Genomic DNA, 20,124 nt, shown 5'->3' with positions numbered 1-20,124 from the left:
AGCATTCAAGAAAAGTTCTTACATATTTTTGAAAATAGTATGCATCAAACGCTTCTTATCGTTTATACTTTCCTCTAATGAAATCATTGTTTCTGTTCTGTAAACACCATCAATATCGTCAATCATAAAGATAACTTCTTTCGCGTGCTTAGTGTCTTTTGCTCTAATTTTGCAAAAGATGTTGAATTTTCCTGTAGTTACAGAAGCTACAGTTACGAATGGAATTTGATTGATTCTTTCTAATACAAATTTAGTTTGAGATGTATTATTAAGAAAAACCCCTACATAAGCAATAAATGAATAACCTAATTTATCGTAATCTAAGGCTAATGAAGATCCCATGATGATACCGGCATCTTCCATCTTTTTAACTCTAACGTGTACTGTACCAGCAGATATCAAAAGTTTTTTTGCAATGTCAGTAAACGGAACTCTCGTATTGTCTATTAACATATCTAAAATCTGGTGATCTACTTCATCTAAACGAAATTTACTCATAATTGTTTAATTAATATTACTAATTGCTATTACAAAGTATAAAATTATATATAAAAAACAACAAATTCACATAAAAATTAACTTTTTATTAATCCGTTAACAAATTTAACATTTTTATTTAAATAAAAATTTGCTTTCTGACCCGTTTTTGGAAAGTTTTGGAAATCGTCCGAATATTCTGCTCCTTTTGCGTCGTATTCATAATGACCAAAATAATTTTCCAATTCGCCTACTTCAACTATGTAAGCGTTAAAATGAATCTTATTTTCGATTAATTCTTCTTTGTATTGTGCGACAAAATTCGTAATAATTTCGATACCATCATAATTTATTTTGACATTTTTATACATAAAATCATAAAAAACCACATTATTTTGTGAAATATTCAAATATTCGAAAAATCTATTGTCAACTAAATCGTTTTCGGATATCAGTTTGAAGCTTAAAATTAACGAGAAAAATATGAACTTCCTCGTAATTTCTCGCTCATAATCCTCTGGAAAATGTCCTGCCTCAAATAATATGGTTGGCACGCCTAAAAACTGGAAAGTGTCTCCTATACAATTAATATTGAAGGAGTCATCGAAGCGTCCAACTTGTCCAGGAATATACTTTTGGAGTTCTTCATTGATTCCAGCTATGATATTAATGGCTTTTAATCTATTATTGTTTACATCTCTTTCTTCATTATAAGAAGGAGCTAAAAAAGAAACAGTTGCAGGTTTTCCAGTTGTTCCTGCTCCAAATATAGTACGCTGATCATGAAGATTAAAGCAGAAGTCAGGTTTAAATTCTTCAAAAATCTGGCGTAACACTTTACTCTCAGGTTGAGTCAAATCTTGTGAATCACGATTTAAGTCAATTTCATTTGCGTTTGCTCTAGTATAAAGCCTTGCTCCATCAGGATTAAGTATCGGAATGCAGTAAAATGTGAAGGTATTCAGCATTTGTTTAGCAAAATCGGTATCGTCATTCAGCAAATTGATGAAATCAAATAAAGCTTTTGTTGTTGTGCTTTCGTTTCCGTGCATTTGCGACCATAGGTATGCTCGCGTTTTTCCCGTTCCAATTTGATAGCTATATATAGGTTCTCCTAAAACAGATGTGCCAATAATCTGTACTTGACCATTTGTATTTAACTTATCTAAAAGTGGTTTAATATGATCTAAAGTTAGATATCTGCCAGATATGGACTGTTCCTTGTATTGTGTAAAAAGCTGTTCTAAATTCATTGTATTTCGATTAGTTTACAAAAGTAAACATCTTTAGCGTTACAATTGTAAACTGATTAAAAAAATAATAATTTAGAATTGTAAACAGTTTTTGAAGAGTTTTAACATTAATCTTTATAACTTGTTTCAATTGAGATTTTTACATTATAAATAAACACTTAAATAAATCAATTTCAGTTAGTTGTAATTATCTATTTAGATTTTAAATTTAACATAAAAATGAACTCTAATTAAAATTACAACAATAATATTCAAATACTCTTTCTTTTTGTTTACATTTGTAAATGAAAGAATTTAAAGCACGAATTTACAATGGTAAACATAGATGATTTTGTAAAAAGACTTGAATCTGTATTGGAATATTATGGTTTAAACGCATCTGCCTTTGCTGATAAAATTGGCGTGCAACGTTCTAGTATGTCGCATCTTTTGTCAGGAAGAAATAAGCCAAGTTTAGATTTTGTAATGAAAATTCTAGAAGTTTTTCCAGATGTAGATTTATATTGGATTTTGATAGGGAGAGGAACTTTTCCCAAAAGCAATAATGAAGAAGCTATTGAAACTCAAAAATTATCTTCTCCTATTCTATCGAATCAGAATGTGGAAAATGATCTATTTTCGGTTGTGGAAATAAATTCGGAAGAAGAAGAAAAAAGAGAAACCAAAAAATCTCCTGTTCTAAAAAACGAAAATTTCAATTTGGAAGATAGTGAAATTGAAAAAATTGTCTTGTTCTATAAAAACGGCACATTTAAGGCCTATTCTCCATAACGCAAAAATTAGCGCGTATTTGAATCTTTGTCCAGAAAATTTTCAAATACGCGATTCTCACGCGTTTGGAAAAATTCTCAGAAATTACAGTTTGATGCCATTTTCAGGAATTTTACCTTCAACTCCTTCATAATGCTTTTTCAAAATTTCATAATCGGCTTCGTAATTTTCAGTCGGATAAAATGGCTTGCCAATATTCACTTCTTTTTTAACCCAATCAAAAGCAACGGGAACAATTGGTACATTCGCTTTAAGGGCGATAAAATAAAATCCTGTTTTTATTTCGTTAACTTTTTTTCTGGTTCCTTCTGGAGCAACAGCCAAACGGAAGATTTCTTTTCTATCAAAAATAGAAGCAATCGCATCCACTTTATTCAATCCTCCAGTACGATCTAGCGGCTCTCCGCCGACATTTCTAAAATAAAAACCAAAGGGGAATTTAAATAACTCCTTCTTTGCTACAAAATTCATCTGCAATCCAGATATGCCACGAGTTAATAGACCTATATAAAAGTCATGATTACTGGTATGAGGCATTACTACTAATACACATTTTTTTACTTCAGCATTTTCCATTCCCACTATCTTCCAGCCCATTAGCTTGTAAAAGATGAATTTGTATAATAGTTTTTTCATGAAAGATTTAATATTTGGTGCAAAATAAAAGATTTAATGTTAAATTTGAGTAAAAGCATAAAAAATGATTCGAAAATTTTTCAGTTATATAATTCCAATAAAAATATTTAAGAAAAAATCAGCCAGAAGCAAAATGATCGAAGTTACATGGGCAAATGGCGAATTAGTATTAGACACTGAAAACACAAATTATTCATACGGAAGTCTACAACGTATATTAAGGTATGGACTTCGAAATATTGGTTACGATAAAATCTTAGAAATGGAACATATTCTGCTATTGGGAGTTGCCGGTGGAAGTGTGGTTAAAACTTTAGTAGACGAGATTGCATACAAAGAAAAAATTACAGGAGTTGAAATCGATCCTGATATGATTCAGATTGCCAATGAGTATTTTAATCTGAATCAAATTAAGCAGTTAGAAGTTGTTATTGATGACGCATTTGAATTTGTGCTCAAAACAAAAGACAAATACGATCTCATTATTATAGACATTTTTGAAGATACGCATATGCCTAATTTTTTGTTCGAAAAGTTTTTTGTTGATAGAGTTTGTACCATTTTAAAAGATAATGGTTTTGTTTTGTTCAATACCATGATATTGGACGAAGCTCACAATGTTAGAAATAGAAAATATGTTGCTGAAGTAAATCCGAAAATGATTAAAGCAAAAATGCTGCCTCGCATTGAAGTACATAACGAATTAATAATTATAAATAAAGTAGCTTAATTTTATGAAACCCCTTGCCTCAATCTTAAACGCCTTACCACCTACTAAAGTTATTGATATCTCAATCAATCTTTCTGAATATGTACCTTTAAATTTATCGGTTTCGAATCAAGAACTGGTAAATCAGAAATTAGATACTTCGGAAGATTTTGAAAAATATATTTCAAGTTTTTTAAAAGAAAACAACGCCAAAGTTGCATTTGGAGGTTATATAGAAGGAAGATTTTTATACCAAAGAAGTCCCATTTTTTTAGATGCCTCAAAACCCGAACGCAATATTCACATCGGATTAGATTTGTGGGCAGAAGCTGGAACTGCTGTACTTGCCGCCCTTGACGGTACAGTGCATAGTTTTAAAAATAATATTGGTTTGGGCGACTATGGCCCTACTATTATATTGGAACATGAAGTAGAAAATGAAAAATTTTATACTTTATACGGACATTTGTCGTTAGAAAGTATAGAGAATTTAAATGTCGGAGACAATTTTAAGAAAGGCGAAAAAATTGCAACCTTAGGAAAAGCCTCTGTAAATGGCGATTATGCACCTCATGTCCATTTTCAGATTATCCACAACATTGGAGATTATTGGGGAGATTATCCTGGAGTCTGCAACACAAAAGACCTAAACTTCTATATCGAAAACTGTCCCGATCCTAACTTATTATTAAAAATTACTTAAATAGTTATGAAGAAAGCAGGATTGATTATATGTTTGTTGTTATTAATTGGATGTAAATCTAAAACCGTTAGCAGAGATACTGAAGATTTAAAAATTAAAAAAGTTTCTACAGCAGAAGTAAATGCAAATCAGCAGCGAAAAGCCTATGATTTAGGGAAGAGAGTTTTAGAAACTTGTAATACTTCAAAATTTAAACCTTTTAATGAAACGGAAGTAACTAAATCGGTTATGGAAAACACAACAGAAGAGCGTTTAACCAAAACCTGCCAAAGATTTAGACAATACTACGGAAGTTTTATAGATTTAAAATTAGATGGAGTTTACAAAACCAAACATGAAGTCATTTACCGCTATCATGCTTTGTACACCAAAAAAGTTGCCAATAAAGAATTGCGCATCTTTGTAAATGAAGACAATCTCATTTCTGCCATAAAATCTATGGATTGGGATGAAAAATTTGATGCCAAGTTAGCCGATCAATAAATTATAATACTTATGAATTTTAAACTACCGCTTCTTCTTTTATTATTTATTTCAACATTTGCTTCTGCACAGCAAACTATGAGCGTAAAAGGCTCTGCGCCATATCCCGCAACACAAGAATATACATTTATCTGCGAAAAATATGCGTATTCTGGTGAGATAAATGTACAGATAGCTAAAACAGCAAAAGGCGGTATTTTAAAACTAACCATTTCTACAGCGAGCGACAAAGCAAAAATTGCTGGAGGCGTTTACGTTGATTTGACAAATGCCGATGTCATTGCTTGCACAGATAAAAATGTAAAAGAATCGGCAGACGGCAAAACAACTGCTTACTATTATTTTACACCAGCAGAATGGCTGAAGCTTAAAAAGACAGATATTTATGCGATAAGATTCATCATTGCGGGCGGGCCTGATATTTCAGGAAATCTAACTGGACATTTTACAGCTTATAGCAAAGTAAAATATTTCTCTACAGCGTTTGATAAATCTAAAAAAACATTTGATACAGCTAAAGAAATTAGTGTTTTATAGTGATTTTTTAATATAATAAATCTTATATTTAACATAAATATTTTTTTATGAACTCAAATGAAGCCTTGATTACAAAATTTTATACCGCTTTCGCGAATGCCGACGCTAAAACCATGAGCGAATGCTATCATCCGAAAGTTCATTTTATAGATCCAGCTTTTGGTTTGTTAAAAGAAGAACAGGTTTCTAAAATGTGGGAAATGCTGTTGTTAAAAAGTAAAGGCAACTTAAAAATTGAATTTTCAAATGTTAAGGCAGACGACACAACAGGTTCTGCAAATTGGATTGCCACTTACAATTTTAGCAAAACAAACAGAAAAGTCATTAATAAAATTTCAGCCGAATTTATCTTTCAAGACGGCTTAATTATCAAACATACCGATAATTTTGATGTCTGGAAATGGTCTAAACAAGCCTTTGGACTTACCGGTTATTTATTAGGCTGGACTGGTTTCTTTCAGAAAAAAGTGCAATCGCAAGCTCTTTCTGCGCTGAAACAATTTCAAAAGATTTAATTTCCTTTTTAAAAATTAAAAAAACAAACTCGACAGGTTTTTAAACCTGTCGAGTTTATAACTTTGCGACCTCAATAACCACACAGATAATCAAGAAAGCTTAAAAAAAATCTTTGCGCTCTTTGCGTTAAAAAACTAGCCACAGATTATAAAGATTAAAAGGATTAAAAGGATTAAAAAAAATCTGCGCTAATCAGTATAATCTGTGGCTAAAAAATCTTTATTGACTTTTTTAGTAAAATCTAAGATTTAAACCAGCTTTCAACCAATTCGTCTTCAAACGAAGTAGCGTCTTTATGAATAAACTCATTGCGATTTTTATCATAAGAATAATCCAAAGCCCAAGTTTTATGATTGGCTGCTAATTCTTTAATGCTTTTACAAACAAAAGCAATCTCTTCATCTGTTGTAGTTGGGTGAATTGACATTCTAATCCATCCTGGTTTTTTGATCAAATCACCAATAGTAATTTCGTTGACCAATTTATTTGAAGTTTCCTGATCAACATGCAATAAATAATGGCCATAAGTCCCAGCACAGCTACATCCTCCTCTAGTTTGAATTCCAAAACGGTCGTTTAAGATTTTAACCCCTAAATTAAAATGAAGATCATCAATAAAAAATGAAATTACCCCAAGACGTTCTTTGTGTTGTCCAGCTAAAATTTTGATATTCGAAACTGGTTCCAATTCAGAGAAAACATAATCGACAATTTCATGTTCACGCTCCATAATGTTTTCAATTCCCATTTCCTCTTTTAGCTCAATTGCCAACGCAGTTTTGATAACTTGAAGAAAACCAGGTGTTCCGCCATCTTCACGATCTTCAATATTATCAATATATTTATGCTCTCCCCACGGATTTGTCCAGCTTACTGTTCCTCCGCCTGGACAGTCAGGAATCATGTTATTGTATAATTTTTTATTGAAAATTAAAACGCCTGAAGTTCCAGGACCGCCAAGGAATTTATGAGGTGACATAAAAATGGCGTCCAAATAAGCTTCTGGATCCGCTGGATGCATATCAATTTCCACATAAGGACCAGAACAAGCGAAATCAACAAAACAGACACCATTATATTGATGCATTAACTTTGCCGCTTCGTGAAAAGGAGTTCTTAAACCCGTAACATTCGAACAGGCAGTAATAGAAGCAATTTTGATAGTTCTATCTTTATATTTTTCTAGTAAAGCTTCAAGATTCTCTAAATTAAAAAGACCTTTTTCGCAAGACGGAATAATCTCAACATCTGCAATAGTTTCCAACCATGAAGTTTGGTTAGAATGGTGTTCCATATGAGAAATAAAAACAATAGGTTTTTTTTCTGCAGGAACATTGGTAAAACTCTTTAAATTCTCAGGAACTTTCAGACCTAAAATACGCTGAAATTTATTGATAACTCCAGTCATTCCAGTTCCATCTGTAATTAGAACATCATCGTTATTTGCATTGGCATGACGCTTTATGATATGTCTGGCATGATGATATGCTTTTGTCATAGCAGTACCAGATACAGTAGTTTCAGTATGTGTATTAGCGACAAAAGGACCAAACTGATTTAATAGTTTTTCTTCAATCGGACGATATAGTCTTCCGCTGGCAGTCCAATCTGTGTAAATTATTGATTTTCTGCCATAAGGCGAAGTAAATTCTTGATTTATACCGACAATATTCTTTCTAAATTCCTGAAAATAAGTTTCCAGTGTCATGGTACTATTTTTGCTATTCATTAGTTGTGCCTTGTGTTTGACTGCAAATATATATAGTTTTTTATAAAATTGCGAATTTATCAATAGTAAACTTCAAACACTATATTACCGTTTAGTATTTTTAGTTAAAACAACTTTTTTTTAATAAATTATCATAATATCCTATCGAATTAATAGGCATTAAACTTTAAAGAAAGTATTATTTATGGGAAATTTATCAGTAGCTACCTTTGGTGGCGGATGTTTTTGGTGTATAGAAGCTGTAATCCAGCGATTAAAAGGTGTAGAATCAATAAAATCGGGTTATTCAGACGGATTTATAAAGAATCCTGCTTATCGTGAAGTATGTACAGGAAGAACTGGACACGCCGAAGTGATTCAAGTGACTTTCAACCCTGACATAATTTCATATCATGACTTAATTTTCATTTTCATGACAAGTCATGATCCAACAACTTTAAATCGCCAAGGAGGCGATAGCGGAACACAATATCGTTCCATAATTTTATATCACGATGATACGCAACAAGAAATTGCAGAAAAAGTTTTTGAAGAAGTGCAACCTGCTTATGCAGATCCAATTGTAACGCAATTAAAACCTTTTGAAGTTTTTTACGAAGCCGAAGATTATCATCAAAACTATTATAATGAAAATCAAGAAGCTGGATATTGCCAAGTGGTAATTGATCCAAAAATTCAAAAACTTAAAAAAATGTACGCTGATATGCTAATTGGCTAATTTTAAGTTTGTCACAGATTAAATTTTTTTTGTTTGCCACGAATTGCACAAAATTCCACTAATTTTTGGATTTAGTTGAAAAAACATTCGTGAAAATTTGTGCAATTCGTGGCAAATAGATAACACAGAAAATCTTTTTAATGTTTGTAATCTGTGGCATATAGAAAGAAAACAAAATGAAAAATCTAAAAATAAATAATCGATTTACTGCCGAATTACCAGCAGATCCTGACTTGACAAATGAAATTCGTCAGGTAAAAAATACGCTGTTTTCGTACGTAAATCCGACACAGCCTTCAAATCCAAAATTGATTCACGCTTCTGAAGAAGTTGCTGAATTGGTTGGTATTTCTAAAGATGAAATTCAAGCAGAAGAGTTTTTAAATGTTTTTTCCGGAAAAGAGATTCTTCCAGAAACTAAGCCGTACGCAATGTGTTATGCAGGGCATCAATTTGGAAATTGGGCAGGACAATTGGGCGATGGCCGTGCTATCAATTTAACAGAAGTTGAAAATAACAATAGGTTTTATACTCTGCAATTAAAAGGCGCTGGAAAAACCCCTTATTCAAGAACTGCAGATGGTTTGGCTGTTTTACGTTCTTCGATAAGAGAGTATTTATGTGCTGAAGCGATGCATTATTTGAGAGTTCCCACTACTCGATCGCTTTCACTTGTTCTATCTGGAGATCAGGTTTTAAGGGATATTTTGTATAACGGAAACCCAGCTTATGAAAAAGGTGCAGTAGTTTGCCGAGTAGCTCCTTCTTTTATTCGTTTTGGAAGTTACGAAATGTTAACAGCCAGAAATGAGTTGAAAAACTTAAAGCAATTTGTAGAATTTACAATCAAACATTATTTCCCTGAAATCACAGGAGAACCAAAAGAGCAATATTTGAAATTCTTCCAAAAAGTGGCTGATACAACGCGTGAAATGATCTTGCATTGGCAACGTGTTGGATTTGTTCATGGTGTAATGAATACTGATAATATGTCGATTCATGGAATTACGATCGATTATGGCCCATATGGTTGGTTGGAAAATTATGACCCTGACTGGACTCCAAACACAACAGACAGTCAAAACAGAAGATATCGTTTCGGAAATCAGCCTCATGTTGCTCAATGGAATCTGTTTCAATTGGCAAATGCTATTTATCCATTAATTAATGAAGCTGAGCCTTTAGAAAAAATCCTAGACACATTTATAACTGACTTTGAAAAGGATTACAAAACAATGTTTTTGAGTAAACTAGGAATATTTACTTCAAGCGAAGCTGACGATAAAATTATTAAAGGTTTAGAAGAAATTTTACAGTTATCAGAAACGGACATGACTATCTTTTTTAGAAATCTAAGTAAGATTAAAAAAGATGATTCTATCGAACAAGCATTCGAAAAAATAGAATATGCTTTTTATATTCCAGAAGAAATAAAAGAAAATATTCTAGATGCTTGGCAAAAATGGTTTACAGTTTATCTTAAAAGATTAAATGCAGAAGAACTTTCGGATGATGAACGTTCAGAAAAAATGAACCAGATTAATCCAAAATATGTACTGCGAAATTATATGGCACAATTAGCAATTGATGCTGCAGATAAAGAAGATTATTCTTTGGTTGATGAATTGTTTCAGCTTTTGAAAAATCCGTATGACGAACAACCTGAATCTGAAAAATGGTTTGCAAAACGTCCAGATTGGGCTAGAACTAAGGTTGGCTGTTCTATGTTGTCTTGTAGTTCATAAAAGTTTTTTTTGCCACGAATTACACGAATTTACGCTAATTTCTTTTTATAAAGTAAAAACTAAACTTATAAAATTTGTGCAAATTCGTGCAATTCGTGGCAAACTTTTTACTTTGAGCTTATAAAATCTACAATCATATTATCATGAACTCTCGAGTTTTCTATAAACCATTTATGAGTCTGCATTCCGCCACAAACTACTCCGGCAAGAAATAAACCTTCTACATTAGTTTCCATCGTTTCTGGATTATAAACAGGGATTTTCAGTTCGTCATTAGAAAGCTGAATTCCGATTTTTTCAAGAAAATTCAAATCCGGTTTGTAGCCCGTTAGCGCCAAAACAAAATCATTTTCAATTGTAACTTTTCCGTTTGGTGTTTGAATTTCTACTTCATTTTCACGGATTTCGGTAATATTAGATTCAAAATAAGCTTTAATGCTTCCTTCGGCAATTCGATTTTCGATATCAGGTTTTACCCAATACTTTACGCGGTTATTAATTTCGTTTTTACGAATAACCATTGTCACTTCTGCTCCTTTTCTCCAACATTCCAAAGCAGCATCTACCGAAGAATTATTGGCTCCGACAACCAAAACTTTTCTAAACGCATATTCGTGTGCTTCTTTATAATAATGGCGGACTTTTGGAAGATTTTCTCCTGAAACATTCATTTCAATCGGAATATCATAAAAGCCAGTTGCTATTATAACATTCTTAGATTCGTAATTACGTTTATCGGTCGTTATATTGAAAATGCCTTGACTTTTCAATATATCAGTTACTTTTTCAAATAAATTAATATTGAATTTGAAATAGCGGTGAATATTTCTATAATATTCCAAAGCTTCTTGTCGTCCTGGTTTTGGTGCCAGACAATTGAACGGAATGCCGCCAATTTCTAATCTTTCTGCGGTAGAGAAAAAGGTCATGTAAAGCGGATAGTTAAAAATACTATTAACGATCGCGCCCTTTTCTATAATTACATATTTTAAATTTTTCTTTTCTGCTTCTATTGCACAGGCAAGCCCAATCGGTCCGCCTCCTACAATAACAAGGTCATATATTGATTCTGTCATTTTACTTTTGCCAGTCTTTATAAGGATTTTTGCTTAAATAAGCGTTGTAATATCTTTCGTCGTTTGTAACTTCTTCTCCAAGCCATTCTGGTTTTTCAAAAACTTCATCCTCAGAATTTAGTTCAATTTCAGCCATTACTAAGCCTTCATTTTCTCCATAAAATTCATCGACTTCAATTACATGTTCTCCAGATTGTATTTCGTAGCGTGTTTTTTCAATTTTGCCTTTTTCGCATAATTTTAATAATTCCTGAGCTTCATCAAGCGGAATTTCATTTTCCCATTCAAAACGAGACATACCGCCGCTATGGCTTATTCCCTTTATGGTTATAAAGCCTTTGTGTCCTTTAATTCTAACCCTAACCGTTCGCTCGGGAGCAGAACTCAAATAGCCTTGAGCAATTTTATTCTGAGTAAAAGCTTTATTCTTGTATGCGTCAGATTTTACAAGAAACTTTCTTTCTATTTCAACCATTTTAATTCTAGATTATTTTTATGCAAGTTACTCATTTTAATCAAGCCCTTGAACTTATAAAAAATGAAAAATATGTTAATTGATGCTTTTTGTCATATTGAAATAAGCATCAAAATAACTGATTGTTAACATCTTGCAATTATTATTTTAAGTAATTTTGATAGAATTCATTCCTCGTCAAACAACTAGTTATCAGTCTAAAATAATCTTTTACATAACTAAAAACTTACTATAGTTTAAACTCTAAAATAAAACGATCATGAATGTGCCTTATGTTGTAATACCAATAGCACTAGGTGTAATCTGCGGGATTTTAGGTTACATACTAGGAAAAATTACTTTTAAGAATGATAATGCTCTTTCAGCATCTCTTCAAGCTGATTTAGATGTTTGCAAAGCGCATACAAAAAATTTAAACTCAAGAATCTTAAAATTAGAAGCAGAACTTGCTGCGAAAAATAAAACAGTAATTCCTGAAATAATTCCGTTTGAACCTGCATTAGCCTCAAATGCTTTAGGAAAAAAAATAAAGGAAAATGACTTGAAAATAGTGGAAGGAATTGGTCCAAAAATAGAATCTTTATTTATCGAGGCAGGAATAAAAACGTGGCAAAACCTTTCGCAAGCTTCCACAGAGAAGTTACAAGCTATTTTGGATGCCGGCGGAGAAAACTATGCGATGCATAATCCTAGTACTTGGGCTAAACAAGCATTAATGGCTTATCAAGGAAAATGGAAGGAATTGAAAGATTGGCAGGATAGTTTGTTGGGAGGAAAAGAGTAAAAGACACTAAGTTTCTAAGGTGTTAAGATTCTAAGTCTCAAGAAAACAATAGTTGAGATTTAGTCAACTTTTAGAGCGTAAAAAAAATCTTAGCACTTTAGAGACTTAATAACTTTTCCCAATTCTTAGAAGGATTATACCAAAGCTGGCCATTTTTTACTTTTAGTGGACAATCTATATTATTAGTATATAATGCTCCAGTTCCTAAACCTTGTGGCATGTCTGAGTTTAATGTAAATGTCCATTGTGCAATCGCATTCAGTCCGATATTGCTTTCTAATGCAGATGTAATCCACCAGCCGATATTGTATTTTTCTGCTAAAGTGATCCATTCTTGCGTACCACGAAAACCACCAATGAAACTTGGTTTTAAAATGATGTATTGAGGCTTAATTTCTTGAAGCAATTTTTCTTTTTCCTCAAACGCAAATACGCCGATTAATTCTTCGTCTAAAGCAATTGGGAATGGCGTTTGTTTACACAATTGAGCCATTTCTACGATTTGGCCTTTTTTGATAGGCTGTTCTATGCTATGAAGCTGAAATTGTTTTAATTGATTTAGTTTATCTAAAGCTTCTTTTGAAGAAAAAGCACCATTTGCATCTACTCTGATTTCTATTTCTTCAGCAGAAAAATGGCTTCTGATAAATTGCAGCAATTCTAATTCCTTATCAAAATCAATAGCTCCAATTTTAAGTTTTATACAGCTAAAACCATCGGCCAATTTTTCTTCAATCTGCTGTTTCATAAATGCAGATTCACCCATCCAAACTAATCCGTTTATGGCAATTGAATTTGCACCATCAGTAAAATTAGAGGGAAATAAAAGATATGGATTTTCACTTTTAAGCGATAAAAAAGCCATTTCTATTCCAAATTGTATGGAAGGAAATTCTAATAAGGCATTCCAAAGTGCTGTTTCTCCTAAATGAATATTATCGCAAGCCCACTTTAGTTTCTCTTCGTAATCTGGACGGTCATCTGCGCTTAAGCCACGCAGAATACCACACTCTCCTATTCCTTTTTTTCCATTTTCTTCTAGTATTATAAACCAAGTTTCTTTCTCGGTCATAATTCCTCGGGAAGTTCCAGACGGGCGTTTAAATTCTAGTAAGTATTTATGATAAGATGCGTTCATTTTTTTAAGATGCTAAGGTGCTAAGATTCTAAGATACTGAGACACTAAGTTCTGAAATACTGAGTTGAAAATAGATGCTTTAAAAAGCATCTCACATCTAAGCTACTTAGAATCTTAGCATCTTAGTATCTCAGCAACTTAGTTATATAATTTTAAGATTTTTTCGAAATCTTTTGAAGGCAGACCTGCTTTCTCAAAAGCTTGAAAATCGAGTTTTGTTTTTGCAACCCAGCTCAAACTGTCCGTTACGTTTTGAGACTGATATTTTTTGTAAATCGCTTTGGCAGCGCTATAATCATCGCTTACCAAATAAGTATGTGCTAAATTTAATTTGACCAATAATTCTGTATCATCCAGCTTTTCTCCTTCTTGAAGCACTTTTAATGCTTTTGCATATTGCTTAGTCAAAATGTAGCAATAACCGAGCGAACTGTAATCTAATGCAGTTGCTTTGCCTTCGTTTACAATTGTATTTAATTTCGGAATTGCTTCATTATATTTTTGCACTTTAATTAAAGACGCGACTTGTGTTCTTAAATCGTTGAATACATTTTTAGATATATCAGCATCTTTGTAACAGCTGTTTCCAAAATCTTTGTAGACTTTTGTTTTTTCGACAGCTAATAATTTTTGAAACTCATCGTAACGATATTGTTTCATGATTTTATTGAGAATACAAACGCAAAAATCATCTGAATTGGCCATTTTTTGTGCCATTGTAGATGTTTTGCACAAACTGATAATTTCATTTTTATTGTCCTGATTCCAGCCACGGTTTAGTTTTGTGTCTACCCATGGCACTACTTCCAGAACTACTTTTTGGCTTAATAGCCAATTCTTGCTTTCAAAACCAAACCAGATTGTACTGATATTTTCTTTTAAGCAAGAAGATTTGCCAATAGATAAACGCTTGGCGTCTTTACTTACAGGTTCTGCCTGAGAATAACAGGCTTTATCGATTTTACCGTCTGCCACATATTTTTTAGCATTTTCATTAGAGGTAAAAATCGAATACGTGCATTCGTCATCGCCTGAAATTTTCGACATCAAGAACACTGCACCCGCAGAACCTTGACTAACGCCTGTTGGATCTGGTATTACTTTCAATAAAGAGACCAAGCTATTGGCCATTTCTTGATTTTTATCTAAAAGGGTAATTCTATAGACAATTTCTGTAGTTCCAACAGGTAAATCTTCTGTTGGTATAGAAATCCTATCGCGTGCCGGAACCATAATTTCTTTTGTTGTAGCACGCTCTTTATCCCAATAACCGTCTTTTTGTGCAAGCGCGCTACAGGAGATTGCAATAAATAGCAATAAAATGATTTTTTTGAAAGTTGTATTTTGTGATGATGCTTTAATTGCCACAGATTTCACAGATTAAAATGATTTTTACTTTAAAAAACTTTAATTCAATTAACATAGATTATGCCAAATCACTTTCTTATGGAATTGAGTGCCCTAGCCCCGATAGAGGCGGTATCTCCCGATTTAGAAAAACAAGACTTTTTTAGCCGTAGTTTTTGTTAATCGGGTATTTAGCCGAAAGCGGGATTAGCTCCTTCTTTCAACTCCGCTCAGGATGACAATTATAATTCAATCGAATCTCCAATTGGTAAAAGCATTAAATCTTTTCCCTTATCGAAAAATTTGCGAATTGCTTCTTCATGATTGATTTCGATATAACCAAAAGTATCATAGTGATATCCTAAAACTTTGTCGCATTCTACAAAATCTGATGCAATAATAGCATCTTCAATATCCATTGTAAAATTGTCTCCGATTGGAAGAATCGCTAAATCCAGTTTTGTGCGAAGCGGAATCAATTTCATATCATACGTCAATGCTGTATCTCCGGCAATGTAGATATTTTTATGTTCGCCTTCAATAACAAAACCTCCAGGATTTCCTCCGTAAGAACCGTCAGGAAAGCTGCTTGAGTGAATGGCATTTACATATTTTACTTTTCCGAAATCAAATTTCCAGCTTCCGCCATGATTCATTGGGTGTGAGTTGAATCCTTTTTTGGCATAGTAGCTTGCAATTTCAGCGTTAGAGACAATAACTGCATTCGTGTTTTTAGCAATGGCCTCAACATCTAAAACGTGATCAGGGTGTGCATGAGTCAGTAAAATATAATCGGCTTTTATTGTGCTAAGGTTGATTGATGCTGCTTGCGGGTTTCCGGTAATAAATGGATCCACAATAATGTATTTTCCTCCTACTTCAATTCCTAATGAAGCGTGTCCGTAGTATGTAATTTTCATTCTGTTACCTTTTTAAATTAAACATAGTTTTTATCTTCCTCCTAAAAAGAGGTTTACAATAATATCTGAAATCAGCGAAATCATACAAACTGTAAGTAATATTGAAAGCAAAAATGTGCTCAATGCCAGTTTTTTCAATTCTGGATCTAATAGTTTTGGATCTTGATTTTTGTAAACCGTAATTAAATGTTTTGTCAACGGAATATATGCCAATACAAATAAATATTGGTCAAAGTTATAATCGCTTAAAATAGCAAATACAACCACCAAAACCATTGCTGTAATGATTAAGAAAAAGTGATAATTTTTAGCTTTTTGAGCTCCGATTTGCACTACAATAGTATTTTTCCCAGACTTTTTATCTGATTCCTGATCGCGCATATTGTTTAAGTTCAAAACTCCAACGCTCAATAGTCCTATGGCTACAGCTGGAAGAATTAAAAGGGAATCGACTTCTTTTGCATACAAAAAGTTTACGCCTAAAGTGCTCACTAATCCGAAGAAAATAAAAACGAATAAATCTCCAAATCCTCTGTAACCATAAGCAGAATTACCTACGGTATATTTAATTGCCGACGCGATAGCTGCGATTCCTAACAATAGAAAAAAGATAGAATATCCGAAATTGTCTTTTCCAAAAGCAAAATATATCAATATGATTGCGGATAGTAAAGTCAAAAAAGAAGTAATAATAATGGCTTTTTTCATCGCCTGCGGCGTAATAACACCACTCTGAATAGCACGCTGAGGCCCTACACGGTCTGCGTTGTCGGTACCTTTTACTCCATCGCCATAATCGTTTGCAAAATTGGATAAAACCTGTAATCCTAACGTTGTCAATAAGGCGAAACCAAAAACTTTCCAGCTAAAAACTTCAGTTGGCGTATTTATAGTTTCGGTTGGATTTGACAAAGCATAAATGCTCCCAACTATAATTCCGGAAACTGATAAAGGTAATGTGCGCAATCTAGCGGCTTCAATCCAATGTTTCATGTTTTAATTTTAGATTTTAGAATATAGATTTTAGATTATTATTTTCTGATTTAAAATTATAGATTGAAAATTTAAAATCAGAAATCTAAAATTATTAAGGTATCCATTTATTTTCACCGAAGTTTGGTTTTCTTTTTTCTAAGAAAGCATTTCTTCCTTCTTTAGCTTCTTCGGTCATGTAAGCCAAACGAGTTGCTTCTCCTGCAAAAACTTGTTGTCCGACCATTCCGTCATCTGTTAAGTTCATTGCAAATTTTAGCATTTTTATAGAGGTTGGTGATTTTTGAAGAATTTCCTGAGCCCATTCATAAGCCGTAGCTTCTAGTTCGTCATGCGGAATTACAGCATTTACCATTCCCATTTCAAAAGCTTCTTGAGCAGAATAATTTCTTCCTAAGAAAAAGATTTCACGTGCTTTTTTCTGTCCCACCATTTTAGCTAAATATGCCGATCCGTAACCGCCATCAAAACTAGTTACGTCTGCATCAGTTTGTTTAAAAATGGCATGTTCTTTACTGGCAAGCGTCATATCGCAAACTACATGCAAACTGTGCCCACCACCTACAGCCCAGCCTGGAACAACAGCAATAACCACTTTCGGCATAAAACGAATTAAACGCTGTACTTCTAAAATATTCAAGCGGTGCTGTCCATCATCTCCAACATATCCTTGATGTCCACGTGCATTTTGATCTCCACCGCTGCAGAAAGAATAAACTCCATCTTTTGTTGAAGGGCCTTCAGCAGAAAGCAAAACAACTCCGATTGAAGTATCTTCTTGCGCGTCATAAAAAGCTTGGTATAATTCTGAAGTAGTTTTAGGACGGAATGCATTTCTAACATTTGGTCTGTTAAAGGCAATTCTTGCTACTCCGTTGCATTTTTTATAAGTTATATCTTCAAATTCTCTGGCTGTAATCCATTCCATTTTGATTTTTTGTTTTAATAATTATACGGTAAAAATAAAGCATTTTTACTACTTTACCTACTCAATCTGCCTTAAGTCTTTGCTAAATTGATGTGCAATGTTAACAATTGGTATTTACTTACAAAAAATAACATTTTTTAACATTAGTTTAGAAAAATAATATTTAATTTTACAGCCTAGAAATCAATGAGATACAAAATATTTCAATGATTCCAGATTGATTTTCTTTCACTGATTTATTAACCTAAAAAATGATTTTTTTGAGAAAATTTAAAAAGTTTGTCGCTCATTTTTTTAGGGTTTTCACAAACAAACCTCAATTAAAAGAGCAAATGATTTATGTGTTTGTCGAAACTTCAAAAAGAAAAAAGTAACACCTAAGGTTAAATGTTAGAATTGTATCTATAATTAGTATAGAAATGATAACGAAAAGAGGAAAAAAGTACTAATTCGCACTTTCTAAAAGTTATTTTATAAACCAATGGATAAGCCGTGAAATTTATTTTTTTGCTTTTGAGATAGGTACATTTATTATTTAAAAGACATACCCATCAATGGAATAATTTCTAAAATTCGTAAAGCTATTGTTCTGAGATGGACTCGAATTATTTTATTTCTGTTTTTTTTTAATTACAATTTTTTTTAAAACTGAATAAAAAGCGAAAGGCTGCTTGTAATGAGCAGCCTTTTGTGTTATAATAATTTTGCTAGCGCAAAATAAATTCCAAATTTTAAACTCCAAATTCCAAATGAATTGTGTTGGTCAGTCTTGGAATTTGGAATTTCTATTCCTTTACCAAATAAATCCCGTCTTCTTTAATTTCAATCAATTTTTCTTTATACAAAGCTCCGATTGCTTTCTTAAATGATTTCTTACTCATTTTCAAAACGGTTTTAATGTCTTCAGGATGAGAATTGTCATTCAATCTAAGAAACCCTCTGCTAGCTCTCAGTTCGCTTAATATTTTTTCGGCATTAGGTTCAATGCTTTCAAAACCTTGAGCCTGAAGTGCTACATCAATTTTATTGTCAGGACGAATATTTTTGATATACCCACGCATTCTGTCTCCAGTTCTTATCGAATCATCATACACTTCATCTTTGTATAAAAGACCTTTATGACGTTCATTTATAATAACATTGATTCCCATATCGGTAATATGAGAAACTATCAAATCGACTTCTTCCCCTTTTTCAACGGTCAACGTATCGTTACTCAAAAATTGATTGGTTTTACTCGAAGCCACCAAACGATTCGTCTGTTTGTCCATATATAAATAAACCAAATAGCGTTTCCCTTTTTCCATTGGACGCGCCTGTTCTTTGAACGGAACCAAAATATCTTTCTCCATTCCCCAGTCCATAAATGCGCCGACATTATTGATGTAGTTTACACGTAAAAGAGCAAATTCATTCAATAAAATGTACGGAACCAAAGTGGTTGCAACTGGACGCTGTTCGTGATCTAAGTAAACAAAAACGATTAATTCTTCGCCAATTTCAAATACTTTTGGCACATATTTATTTGGAAGCAAAACGTCGTGAACTCCATCTGGATCATTTTCTGGATCTCCTAAAAATAAACCAACTTTGGTATCACGTAATATAGTTAGCGTATTGTATTTTCCTATTTCTAGCATTTTTATAAGTTTCTAAGCAGTCGAACTGCTAAGTTCTGAGACGCAAAGGTACGAAGTTTGGCGCGGTACAAAGAAATTAATTTTAACAAAACTTGATTTGCAGTAAAAAAATAGAAAATCCCTTTACAACAGTTGTTATAAAGGGATTTTAAATTATGCCAAATGCATATTATTTGTAAACACTTTCTTTTTTAAAGTGAACTATTAATAAATAATACACAACAGCTCTGTATTTGTGTTTGTTAGATTTTCCGTATTTCTCTAATACAGCGTGAATTGCTCCCAATAATTCTGGACTATCTTTTAAACCTAGCTTTTTAACTAAAAAATTGTTTTTTACCGTCTCTAATTCAGATTCTTGAGATCCTGCTACAACTGATGCATCATCATTATATATAGAAGGACCACAGCCAATGGTAACTTTAGTCAATAAATCCATATTTGGAGTTACTCCACATTTATCCTTCAAATCTGAAGCATACTTTTTAATTAATTCTTCTCTCTTGCTCATAATTATATAATTGGTGAATAATAGACCAAATGTAT

Annotated in this window: 22 protein-coding genes; 9 read left to right on the top strand and 13 right to left on the bottom strand. The window is 32.7% G+C overall.

The features are described from left to right. Positions 1-18 precede the first annotated feature (18 nt). Together BB050_RS18355 and BB050_RS18350 are read right to left on the bottom strand one after the other, a co-directional pair. Entirely contained in the window at positions 19-498 is a 480-nt protein-coding gene (locus tag BB050_RS18355) for an Lrp/AsnC family transcriptional regulator (RefSeq protein ID WP_008468989.1), read from the bottom strand. A 77-nt stretch (positions 499-575) separates the two neighbouring features. Further along, positions 576-1,730 carry a M14 family metallopeptidase gene (locus BB050_RS18350; RefSeq protein ID WP_066034612.1) on the bottom strand — a complete coding sequence of 385 codons (1,155 nt, stop codon included), beginning with the start codon at positions 1,728-1,730 and terminating at the stop codon, positions 576-578. 312 nt (positions 1,731-2,042) lie between these two features. Here BB050_RS18350 and BB050_RS18345 point away from each other — a divergent pair, with 312 nt between their 5' ends. Then, complete coding sequence (locus tag BB050_RS18345) at positions 2,043-2,501, top strand: helix-turn-helix domain-containing protein (RefSeq protein WP_066034611.1); 459 nt, start codon at positions 2,043-2,045, stop codon at positions 2,499-2,501. A gap of 84 nt (positions 2,502-2,585) precedes the next feature. Here BB050_RS18345 and BB050_RS18340 read toward each other — a convergent pair whose 3' ends face one another. After that, positions 2,586-3,137: a 1-acyl-sn-glycerol-3-phosphate acyltransferase gene (locus tag BB050_RS18340; protein WP_066034610.1), complete on the bottom strand. Its 552-nt coding sequence runs from the start codon at positions 3,135-3,137 to the stop codon at positions 2,586-2,588. Positions 3,138-3,201: 64 nt separating this feature from the next. On the opposite strand from BB050_RS18340, the gene BB050_RS18335 reads away from it, so the two are divergent. Genes BB050_RS18335 through BB050_RS18315 form a run of 5 tightly spaced genes read left to right on the top strand, consistent with a single transcriptional unit; the run spans position 3,202 to position 6,084 of the window. After that, a complete protein-coding gene (locus BB050_RS18335) occupies positions 3,202-3,867 on the top strand; it encodes a spermidine synthase (protein ID WP_066034609.1) in 666 nt (221 codons plus the stop codon). Positions 3,868-3,871: 4 nt separating this feature from the next. Beyond that, the gene (locus BB050_RS18330) at positions 3,872-4,549 is read left to right on the top strand and encodes a peptidoglycan DD-metalloendopeptidase family protein (protein WP_066034608.1); all 678 of its coding nucleotides are present in this window, start codon (positions 3,872-3,874) and stop codon (positions 4,547-4,549) included. 6 nt (positions 4,550-4,555) lie between these two features. Beyond that, positions 4,556-5,032 (top strand): hypothetical protein, encoded by a 477-nt coding sequence (locus tag BB050_RS18325; protein WP_008468977.1) that lies wholly within the window; start codon positions 4,556-4,558, stop codon positions 5,030-5,032. A 12-nt stretch (positions 5,033-5,044) separates the two neighbouring features. Then, positions 5,045-5,569: a hypothetical protein gene (locus BB050_RS18320; RefSeq protein WP_066034607.1), complete on the top strand. Its 525-nt coding sequence runs from the start codon at positions 5,045-5,047 to the stop codon at positions 5,567-5,569. Positions 5,570-5,616: 47 nt separating this feature from the next. Next, entirely contained in the window at positions 5,617-6,084 is a 468-nt protein-coding gene (locus BB050_RS18315) for a nuclear transport factor 2 family protein (RefSeq protein WP_008468974.1), read from the top strand. Positions 6,085-6,326: 242 nt separating this feature from the next. Here BB050_RS18315 and BB050_RS18310 read toward each other — a convergent pair whose 3' ends face one another. After that, the gene (locus BB050_RS18310) at positions 6,327-7,814 is read right to left on the bottom strand and encodes an aminotransferase class V-fold PLP-dependent enzyme (protein WP_035692158.1); all 1,488 of its coding nucleotides are present in this window, start codon (positions 7,812-7,814) and stop codon (positions 6,327-6,329) included. 184 nt (positions 7,815-7,998) lie between these two features. Between BB050_RS18310 and msrA the strand changes: the two genes are divergently transcribed. Next, the gene (gene msrA / locus BB050_RS18305; protein WP_066034606.1) at positions 7,999-8,532 is read left to right on the top strand and encodes a peptide-methionine (S)-S-oxide reductase MsrA; all 534 of its coding nucleotides are present in this window, start codon (positions 7,999-8,001) and stop codon (positions 8,530-8,532) included. A 176-nt stretch (positions 8,533-8,708) separates the two neighbouring features. After that, complete coding sequence (locus BB050_RS18300) at positions 8,709-10,277, top strand: protein adenylyltransferase SelO (RefSeq protein ID WP_066034605.1); 1,569 nt, start codon at positions 8,709-8,711, stop codon at positions 10,275-10,277. Positions 10,278-10,384: 107 nt separating this feature from the next. Here the strand turns inward: BB050_RS18300 and BB050_RS18295 are convergent, their stop codons facing one another. Both BB050_RS18295 and BB050_RS18290 read right to left on the bottom strand, forming a co-directional pair. Continuing rightward, a complete protein-coding gene (locus tag BB050_RS18295) occupies positions 10,385-11,353 on the bottom strand; it encodes a YpdA family putative bacillithiol disulfide reductase (RefSeq protein ID WP_066034604.1) in 969 nt (322 codons plus the stop codon). A 1-nt stretch (position 11,354) separates the two neighbouring features. Next, on the bottom strand, positions 11,355-11,828 hold the full coding sequence (locus tag BB050_RS18290) for a CYTH domain-containing protein (protein WP_008468969.1): 474 nt from the start codon (positions 11,826-11,828) through the stop codon (positions 11,355-11,357). 259 nt (positions 11,829-12,087) lie between these two features. Here BB050_RS18290 and BB050_RS18285 point away from each other — a divergent pair, with 259 nt between their 5' ends. Then, positions 12,088-12,612, top strand: coding sequence for a hypothetical protein (locus BB050_RS18285; protein WP_008468968.1), 525 nt, complete (start codon positions 12,088-12,090; stop codon positions 12,610-12,612). Positions 12,613-12,709: 97 nt separating this feature from the next. On the opposite strand, the gene BB050_RS18280 is transcribed toward BB050_RS18285, so the two are convergent. From BB050_RS18280 to BB050_RS18250, 7 genes are all read right to left on the bottom strand, one after another. Continuing rightward, positions 12,710-13,750, bottom strand: a complete 1,041-nt coding sequence (locus BB050_RS18280) for an o-succinylbenzoate synthase (protein ID WP_066034603.1) — start codon at positions 13,748-13,750, stop codon at positions 12,710-12,712. 138 nt (positions 13,751-13,888) lie between these two features. Next, positions 13,889-15,127: a tetratricopeptide repeat protein gene (locus tag BB050_RS18275; RefSeq protein ID WP_066034602.1), complete on the bottom strand. Its 1,239-nt coding sequence runs from the start codon at positions 15,125-15,127 to the stop codon at positions 13,889-13,891. Positions 15,128-15,339: 212 nt separating this feature from the next. After that, a complete protein-coding gene (locus tag BB050_RS18270; protein WP_066034601.1) occupies positions 15,340-16,017 on the bottom strand; it encodes a metal-dependent hydrolase in 678 nt (225 codons plus the stop codon). Positions 16,018-16,047: 30 nt separating this feature from the next. Further along, the gene (gene menA, locus BB050_RS18265) at positions 16,048-17,010 is read right to left on the bottom strand and encodes a 1,4-dihydroxy-2-naphthoate octaprenyltransferase (protein WP_066034600.1); all 963 of its coding nucleotides are present in this window, start codon (positions 17,008-17,010) and stop codon (positions 16,048-16,050) included. A 94-nt stretch (positions 17,011-17,104) separates the two neighbouring features. Continuing rightward, a complete protein-coding gene (locus tag BB050_RS18260) occupies positions 17,105-17,938 on the bottom strand; it encodes a 1,4-dihydroxy-2-naphthoyl-CoA synthase (RefSeq protein WP_008468959.1) in 834 nt (277 codons plus the stop codon). Between the two features lie 785 nt (positions 17,939-18,723). Continuing rightward, positions 18,724-19,578: a CvfB family protein gene (locus BB050_RS18255; protein ID WP_008468957.1), complete on the bottom strand. Its 855-nt coding sequence runs from the start codon at positions 19,576-19,578 to the stop codon at positions 18,724-18,726. 169 nt (positions 19,579-19,747) lie between these two features. Continuing rightward, on the bottom strand, positions 19,748-20,089 hold the full coding sequence (locus tag BB050_RS18250) for a DUF2853 family protein (RefSeq protein WP_066034599.1): 342 nt from the start codon (positions 20,087-20,089) through the stop codon (positions 19,748-19,750). Between the last annotated feature and the right edge of the window lie 35 nt (positions 20,090-20,124).

This window comes from Flavobacterium anhuiense (genome assembly GCF_001705175.1).
Taxonomy (GTDB): domain Bacteria; phylum Bacteroidota; class Bacteroidia; order Flavobacteriales; family Flavobacteriaceae; genus Flavobacterium; species Flavobacterium anhuiense.
The sequence above is the reverse complement of the archived record's forward strand: the minus strand, read 5'-3'. Positions and strand labels throughout refer to the sequence as shown.

Bases quoted from the DNA above. Each gene is read 5' to 3' on its own strand.
- BB050_RS18325 (WP_008468977.1), top strand. From the start codon at position 4,556: ATGAAGAAAGCAGGATTGATTATATGTTTGTTGTTATTAATTGGATGT.
- BB050_RS18335 (WP_066034609.1), top strand. From the start codon at position 3,202: ATGATTCGAAAATTTTTCAGTTATATAATTCCAATAAAAATATTTAAG.
- msrA (WP_066034606.1), top strand. From the start codon at position 7,999: ATGGGAAATTTATCAGTAGCTACCTTTGGTGGCGGATGTTTTTGGTGT.
- BB050_RS18345 (WP_066034611.1), top strand. From the start codon at position 2,043: ATGGTAAACATAGATGATTTTGTAAAAAGACTTGAATCTGTATTGGAA.
- BB050_RS18300 (WP_066034605.1), top strand. From the start codon at position 8,709: ATGAAAAATCTAAAAATAAATAATCGATTTACTGCCGAATTACCAGCA.
- BB050_RS18355 (WP_008468989.1), bottom strand. From the start codon at position 498: ATGAGTAAATTTCGTTTAGATGAAGTAGATCACCAGATTTTAGATATG.
- menA (WP_066034600.1), bottom strand. From the start codon at position 17,010: ATGAAACATTGGATTGAAGCCGCTAGATTGCGCACATTACCTTTATCA.
- BB050_RS18260 (WP_008468959.1), bottom strand. From the start codon at position 17,938: ATGGAATGGATTACAGCCAGAGAATTTGAAGATATAACTTATAAAAAA.
- BB050_RS18270 (WP_066034601.1), bottom strand. From the start codon at position 16,017: ATGAAAATTACATACTACGGACACGCTTCATTAGGAATTGAAGTAGGA.
- BB050_RS18320 (WP_066034607.1), top strand. From the start codon at position 5,045: ATGAATTTTAAACTACCGCTTCTTCTTTTATTATTTATTTCAACATTT.
- BB050_RS18295 (WP_066034604.1), bottom strand. From the start codon at position 11,353: ATGACAGAATCAATATATGACCTTGTTATTGTAGGAGGCGGACCGATT.
- BB050_RS18310 (WP_035692158.1), bottom strand. From the start codon at position 7,814: ATGAATAGCAAAAATAGTACCATGACACTGGAAACTTATTTTCAGGAA.
- BB050_RS18285 (WP_008468968.1), top strand. From the start codon at position 12,088: ATGAATGTGCCTTATGTTGTAATACCAATAGCACTAGGTGTAATCTGC.
- BB050_RS18315 (WP_008468974.1), top strand. From the start codon at position 5,617: ATGAACTCAAATGAAGCCTTGATTACAAAATTTTATACCGCTTTCGCG.
- BB050_RS18255 (WP_008468957.1), bottom strand. From the start codon at position 19,578: ATGCTAGAAATAGGAAAATACAATACGCTAACTATATTACGTGATACC.
- BB050_RS18280 (WP_066034603.1), bottom strand. From the start codon at position 13,750: ATGAACGCATCTTATCATAAATACTTACTAGAATTTAAACGCCCGTCT.
- BB050_RS18250 (WP_066034599.1), bottom strand. From the start codon at position 20,089: ATGAGCAAGAGAGAAGAATTAATTAAAAAGTATGCTTCAGATTTGAAG.
- BB050_RS18350 (WP_066034612.1), bottom strand. From the start codon at position 1,730: ATGAATTTAGAACAGCTTTTTACACAATACAAGGAACAGTCCATATCT.
- BB050_RS18290 (WP_008468969.1), bottom strand. From the start codon at position 11,828: ATGGTTGAAATAGAAAGAAAGTTTCTTGTAAAATCTGACGCATACAAG.
- BB050_RS18330 (WP_066034608.1), top strand. From the start codon at position 3,872: ATGAAACCCCTTGCCTCAATCTTAAACGCCTTACCACCTACTAAAGTT.
- BB050_RS18340 (WP_066034610.1), bottom strand. From the start codon at position 3,137: ATGAAAAAACTATTATACAAATTCATCTTTTACAAGCTAATGGGCTGG.